Source organism: Mycobacterium sp., from assembly GCF_035623875.1.
GTDB lineage: Bacteria > Actinomycetota > Actinomycetes > Mycobacteriales > Mycobacteriaceae > Mycobacterium.
Genome location: NZ_DASPSP010000278.1, coordinates 1 through 3,670 on the forward strand (window position 1 = coordinate 1; position 3,670 = coordinate 3,670).

General features: G+C 66.2%; 4 protein-coding genes and 1 pseudogene. 1 reads left to right on the forward strand and 4 read right to left on the reverse strand.

Translation table 11 applies throughout. The features are described 5' to 3' along the window. The 3 genes and pseudogenes from VEI45_RS22525 to VEI45_RS22535 all read right to left on the reverse strand — a co-directional run. Positions 1–155, reverse strand: a pseudogene (locus tag VEI45_RS22525) (hypothetical protein); the annotation flags it as partial. Between the two features lie 318 nt (positions 156–473). Continuing rightward, complete coding sequence (locus VEI45_RS22530; protein ID WP_324856745.1) at positions 474–1,388, reverse strand: alpha/beta hydrolase; 915 nt, start codon at positions 1,386–1,388, stop codon at positions 474–476. After that, the gene (locus VEI45_RS22535) at positions 1,385–2,455 is read right to left on the reverse strand and encodes a saccharopine dehydrogenase NADP-binding domain-containing protein (RefSeq protein ID WP_324856746.1); all 1,071 of its coding nucleotides are present in this window, start codon (positions 2,453–2,455) and stop codon (positions 1,385–1,387) included. The genes VEI45_RS22530 and VEI45_RS22535 overlap by 4 nt, the downstream gene beginning before the upstream one ends. Positions 2,456–2,549: 94 nt before the next feature. Here VEI45_RS22535 and VEI45_RS22540 point away from each other — a divergent pair, with 94 nt between their 5' ends. Beyond that, entirely contained in the window at positions 2,550–3,137 is a 588-nt protein-coding gene (locus VEI45_RS22540) for a TetR/AcrR family transcriptional regulator (RefSeq protein WP_324856748.1), read from the forward strand. 136 nt (positions 3,138–3,273) lie between these two features. Here the strand turns inward: VEI45_RS22540 and VEI45_RS22545 are convergent. After that, positions 3,274–3,670: aldehyde dehydrogenase family protein (locus VEI45_RS22545; RefSeq protein WP_324856747.1), on the reverse strand; the 397-nt coding region annotated here is incomplete at its 5' end.

Below are 3,670 nucleotides of genomic sequence, written 5' to 3' on the forward strand. Positions count from 1 at the left end.
TGTATCCAATATTTCGGCCAAGGCGGCAGCGGCCTGAGCTCGTAGACGATGATCGCCTGCTCGCCGTTGTAAACGCCGATGGGCGCCTCGGTGCTGCTGAAGAACGGTCGCGCCGACGCTGGCTTATCGTGCTGTTCGTCCGCCACCTCACCCACCGTGACCTTCCGGCCTCCGGTCTACCACGGTGTGGAGCACTCTGTTGCGAAGGGTGGCGGCGAGCCGCAGCACAGCCCTAGTCACGGCCGCGTTGATCGCAGCACATGGCCGGGCCGCAACCTTTGTGCGCTTGTTTCTCCTGGTCAGGTCACTGGAGCAGGGCGGTACAGTGGATCCCAATTTGACGTCCTTCAGGCGGCGGGTTGCTGTACTGGCGGAAGTGATCGCAGCTGGTGTCGTGCTGGTCCAGTGCACCGCCGCGCTGCCACCCCTTGCGGCCACACCATCACCGTCGGTCGTCGCGTCGTCATTGGCCCTTAGTCGTCGGGCATTCCGGCGTGGCGGCGCAAGAAAGACATCTCGGCCCTTAGCACGTTCTCGTGATCAAGTCCGCCTGCGTAGACGTCGTAATGTCCACCGCGACTTCGGTAGAGCTCTCCGAGCGGTGCCCGGTTAGCCACCGCCAATGCCGGTCCGGTGGGAGCCATGGTGTCGTGTTCGGCGACGACCATCAGTAACGGGCATCGAGCCTTCCGGGCGCGTCGCACTGGCCGGTGGACCGTCACATCGAGCAGCGACCGGGCGGTGATTTCATTGGGCCAGGACCCGTCGACGGGGTGCAGTCGGGCGTAGCCCAGCATTGCGTCGTCGGTGGCAATCACCCCGAGTTGCCCGGGTGGCACGCTAATGGGTAGGTAGCGCGGCCCTCGGCCAAGCGCTGATCCGGCCAGATCGGCGATAGCGTGAGCGGTCAGCTGCAGCCTGCGTCTCGGTGGGATATTGGCCAGCCCCGCTAACCCGTCTACCAGTGGGCACTGCGCGATCGCACCGGCCAGGCCGGGTTCGCTGGCGGTCAGCTCAACAATGTGCATGCCAGCAAATGAGGTGCCCCACACGAAGATTCGTGCAGCATCGAACTCATCCTGCGCCCGCGACCAGTCCAGTGCGGTGCGGTAGTCCTCGAGCTGGCGACGGATCGACAGGAACTCTCGCGGCTGGCCCGTGGAATCGCCCCAGTGCCGGTAGTCAAACACGACCGCCGCGAATCCAGCGCAGGCGAACCGTTCGGCGAACGGCGCCAGGCCAGCGGCCTTGATACCGCCGATGCCGTGCGCCATCACCACCACCGGCAGCGGAGCGGGCCGCTCGGGCAGATAGGCCCAGGCGTCAAGCTGTTCGCCCGCGCCGGCCGGGATCCGTACCTGGCGGCGCTGCACGGCACAGCTGGTCATCGGGTCACCCCGTCGGTTGTGATGATCTCTGCACCGGCGTCTCGGGCCAAGCCGGTGCCGAACAACGCGCCAGGGGTGAACGCGCCGGCCTTTGCCGCCCCGTTGCTGATCCGTGCGGCGGTGTGCGCGGCGACTTTGGCGGTGAAATCGTAGCCCTCGCCGGTGCGCAGCCAGGCCTCGCGCTGGGTTCCATCGGGCCACTCCAGTCGGGCGTAGGCCCAGGACACCTCGCCGGACTTCACCGGTGGACTGAGCTGCATTCGGCTGACGAACCGCTGCAGCCCGGCCCGGATCGGCCGCGCCGCCAGCAGTGCCGACACCGCCGGCAGCAGTGCCCGCGCCATTCGTCCGCTCGGCACCTCGCCGGAGTAGGCCAGCACATCGCCCGCGCCCGCGGCTCGGTGTGCTGCCTCCAATTCGCCGGTCGGCACCGCGAGCGCGTCGCGTGCGGGCAAGTCGGGCAACGGGATCCGTGCGTGGTCGGCACCGAGCCGGGTACGCACGAGGTGCCCGTCCCGGTAGCGCCGCCCGCCATGGGCGACGGCATCGATCACGCTGGCCAGCACGGCCGATCCCATCTCGTCGACGGCGGGCAGCGCAGCGACCCTGGCGGATTCCGCCGCGGGCCGATCGCCGCGCAGGCCGATGACCAGCGTCTCGGTGGCCAGCACCCCGAACCCCGCTCCGGTAACCAACGTGACTGCTTGGCGTCGCGCCGCGGCATCCAGATCCAACAGCTCCCGCACCGGCTCCAGCTCATTCGCCAGATCCACGTAGTGACTTCCGACGGCCATGCTCGCGCGGGCCAGGGGCATGCTGGTCTGGCTAAACGGGCCGATGGTGTTCACGACCACTGCTGGCTTTTCGGCGCCGATCAGCGTGATCAACTCGGTGAGCCCGGGGGCCATCTGGGTGCGCACCGTCCCGCCCAGCGATTCGGCGACGGTGGTCAGCCTACGGTGATCACGTCCGACCAGCACCACGTCGGCCCCGCCGGCGGCGACCAGTTCACGAGCGATGGTGCGACCGCCCTGACCGGTCGCACCGAGGATCCAAATTGTTCGCATTTACTTACGATACACTGTGCATCGTTAATCGGTCAACCGTTATCGTGCTGGGGTTCATATGTCGGTCCTTCGAGGTCGCCCGCGCGACACCGCCTTGGACACCGCAATCGCGAATGCGACTGAGGCGGTGCTACTTTCGCATGGTTACGCGGCTGTCAACATTGATCGAGTCGCCAAGCTTGCCGGAACCACTCGCGCGGCGATCTACCGCCGGGCAAAGACGCGAGGCGAGCTCATCGTCGGGCTACTGGTGAGCCGCTTCGGGGTCGATCCGGCCCCCGACAGCGGCAGCCTGCGGGAGGATCTGCGGCTCATCCAGCAGCTTCAGCGCAACTTCTTCAACGACCCGGTCATTCAGGCCGCACTGGCCGGCGTGCTCAGCGATGCCCACGCCGACGACGACCTGGGCGCTGTGTTCTACGAGCGCTTCATGGCGCCGCGTCGCGGCTCGGTGGCCGCAATGCTGGCCCGGGCAGCCGACCGCGGTGAGATTCCGCTACCGGCCCAGCCGAGCGTCGTCTCCGACCTTTTGACCGGTCCATTGCTGCTTCGCGCCGTGATGCCACCCATCGGGCCGATCGACGACATACTGCTCGACGCCACCGTCGAGGCCGCCCTGAACGCATGCGACCCGGCGCATCGGACCCGACCCGACCACAAAAGCGCTTCTCGGCGCCGATGATGGTGGTGTCCCAGCAGTGGTATTAAAAGCGGCCTGACGTAGGCTCCGCTAACTTGCGAGCGCGCTTTTATGCGATAGCTGCGGAATCTGTTGACACCACGCCGGTTTCGGCGACCGAGCGATTGGTTACGCCACGCTAGTCGGTGGCTGGTTCGCCGTGGGGCCAACGCTGCGTCACGTTCTTGGTGCGCGTGAAGAAGCGGATGCTGTCCTTGCCATATTGGTTCAGATCGCCGAAAGCCGAGTTCTTCCAGCCGCCGTGGCTGTAGTAGCCGACGGGAGTCGGCAGGGGAAAATTAACGCCCACCATGCCTGCCTCGACCTCGGCGACAAAGCGCTGCGCCGCATCTCCGCTGCGCGTAAAGACGGTCACCGCATTGCCCTGGTGATGGAGGTTCGGGTAGCTCAGCGCCTCCTCGAAGGTCTTCGCACGAACAATCTGCAGCGTCGGGCCGAAGATCTCGTCCTGATAGCTCTTCATTGATCGTGTGACATGATCGATTAGGGATGGCCACAGGAAGAATCCTTCTTCG